Here is a 2,307-nt window from a genome sequence, read left to right on the forward strand (position 1 = left end):
GCGATCTGGGGCGCCGACTTCCAGCGCATGCAGACGCCCTACACCAGCATCATCGACCTGGGCGGCATCACGGCGCCGGCGCAGCGCCTGCTGATCATCGGCGCCGCGTTCGCGCTGATGGTGGCGCTGCACCTGTTCCTCAAGCGCACCGTGATGGGCTCGACCATCATCGCCATGGCGCAAAACCGCGACGGCGCCTCGCTCGTGGGCATAGACGCCAACCGCGTCGCCATGCTCACCTTCGCCATCTCGGGCGTGCTGGCCGCCGTGGGCGCCACGCTGTATGCGCCCATCAACCTGGTCTACCCGGCCATGGGCAGCCTGGTCATCACCAAGGCCTTCGTGATCATCATCCTGGGCGGCATGGGCAGCGTGCCCGGCGCTATCGTCGGCGGTTTGATCATCGGCTTTGCCGAGAGCTTCGGCGCCTACTACATCTCCACCGACTACAAGGACATCATCGCCTTCGTGCTGCTGGTGGTCATTTTGTCGCTGCGCCCCCAGGGCCTGTTCACCAAGGGAGCGCGCTGACCATGACGACCTCTCTGAAAAGCCGGCTCGGCTGGTGGCTGCTGCTGGCCGCCGGCGTGCTGTTCCCGCTCGTCACCGGCAACGACTACCACCTCACGGTGATGAGCACGGCCTACATCTTCGCCATCGCCACCATCGGCCTGAACCTCATCACCGGCTACACCGGCCAGTTCAACCTGGCGCACAGCGGCTTCATGGCCGTGGGCGCCTACACCGTGGGCATCCTCACGGTGGACCACGGCTGGTCGTTCTGGGCCGCGTTCGCGCTCTCGGGCGTGGTCACGGCGGCGCTGGGCTATTTTCTCGGCGTGCTGTCGCTGCGCCTCAAGGGCCACTACTTCTCGATCTTCACGCTGTGCGTGGGCTACATCATGTTTCTGGTGATCGAGAAGTGGGACAGCCTGACGCACGGCACGGTGGGCATCATGGGCATTCCCGCGCCCGAGCCGATCGGCGGCCTGGCCTTCGACACGCCGCTGGCGCTGTACTACCTGGTGCTGTTCTGGCTGGTGGCGGGCCTGTGGGCCATGCGCCGCATCGTCAATTCGCTGCTCGGGCGCACCTTCGTCGCCATCCGCAACAGCGACGAACTGGCCGAGGCGCTGGGCATCAACCTGATGCGCAACAAGGTGCTGGCCTTCATGCTGTCGGTGTTCTACGCCGGCATGGCGGGCGGCCTGTACGCCGGCTTCGTGCGCTTCATCGGCCCCGGTGTGGCGGGCGTCGAGCACACCTTCGACATGACCATGTACATGATCGTCGGCGGCCTGGGCACGCTGCTCGGCCCGCTGCTCGGCGCGCTGAGCATGCCGTGGCTCACGCAGTACCTGCAGTTCCTGCAGGAATACCGCTTCATCGTGTTCGGCCCGATCCTGGTGCTGCTGGTGATCTTCGTGCCGCACGGCATCGTCGGCAGCTGGCAGAACTGGCGCGCGCGCCGCGACGGCCAGGAGGGCCAGCCCCATGCTTAAGATCGACCGCCTGACCAAGCGCTTCGGCGGCCTGGCCGCCGTGAACGACGTCAGCACCACCATCGAGGCCGGCAAGATCAACGCCATCATCGGCCCCAACGGCGCCGGCAAGACGACCTTCTTCAACCTCATCAGCTGCGTGCACCGGCCGAGCTCGGGCACCATCACCTTCGAGGGGCGCGACGTGACCTCGCTGCGCACCGACCAGGTGGCGCGCCTGGGCGTGGCGCGCACCTTCCAGACCACGGCGCTGTTCGACGGCGCGACGGTGCTCGACAACCTCATCGTCGGCCACCGGCTGCGCACGCACTCGGGCCTGTTCGACGTGCTGCGCGGTTCGAGCCGGCTGCGCGAGGAAGAGCGCATCTGCCGCGAAAAAGCGCGCGACGCGCTCGACTTCGTCGGCCTCTCGCCCATCGCGCAGCGCCTGGCCGGCGACATCACGCAGGAAGAGCGCAAGCGCGTGGCTTTTGCCCTGGCGCTGGCCACCGACCCCAAGCTCTTGCTGCTCGACGAGCCCGCCGGCGGCGTGAACCCCGAGGAGACGTTGGGCCTGGCCGCGCTGATCCGCAAGATGGTCAAGAGCGGCCTGACGGTGTGCCTGATCGAGCACAAGATGAACATGATCATGAGCCTGGCCGACAAGATCCTGGTGCTCAGCTACGGCGAAAAAATCGCCGAAGGCACGCCGGCCGAGATCCGCAGCAACCCGGCCGTGATCGACGCCTACCTGGGGAGCGACCATGCTGGCATTTGACAACCTGTCGCTGCGCTACGGCAGCTTTCTCGCGCTCGACGGCGTCAC

3 protein-coding genes are annotated in these 2,307 nt (G+C 66.8%); all 3 read left to right on the forward strand.

Annotated elements, in window-relative coordinates; all coding sequences use genetic code 11:
• On the forward strand, window positions 1–531 hold a 531-nt coding region (locus QZH66_RS15200; protein ID WP_305806750.1), incomplete at its 5' end, for a branched-chain amino acid ABC transporter permease.
• A gap of 2 nt (window positions 532–533) precedes the next feature.
• Window positions 534–1,502 (forward strand): branched-chain amino acid ABC transporter permease, encoded by a 969-nt coding sequence (locus QZH66_RS15205; RefSeq protein WP_305806751.1) that lies wholly within the window; start codon window positions 534–536, stop codon window positions 1,500–1,502.
• Window positions 1,495–2,259 (forward strand): ABC transporter ATP-binding protein, encoded by a 765-nt coding sequence (locus QZH66_RS15210; protein WP_305806752.1) that lies wholly within the window; start codon window positions 1,495–1,497, stop codon window positions 2,257–2,259. The genes QZH66_RS15205 and QZH66_RS15210 overlap by 8 nt, the downstream gene beginning before the upstream one ends.
• Window positions 2,260–2,307: the final 48 nt, after the last annotated feature.

The sequence above is a fragment of the Stenotrophomonas sp. YIM B06876 genome, from assembly GCF_030711595.1.
Lineage (GTDB): Bacteria > Pseudomonadota > Gammaproteobacteria > Xanthomonadales > Xanthomonadaceae > Stenotrophomonas.

Coding starts and splice junctions, on each gene's coding strand:
- QZH66_RS15205 (WP_305806751.1), top strand. CDS start 534: ATGACGACCTCTCTGAAAAGCCGGCTCGGCTGGTGGCTGCTGCTGGCC.
- QZH66_RS15210 (WP_305806752.1), top strand. CDS start 1,495: ATGCTTAAGATCGACCGCCTGACCAAGCGCTTCGGCGGCCTGGCCGCC.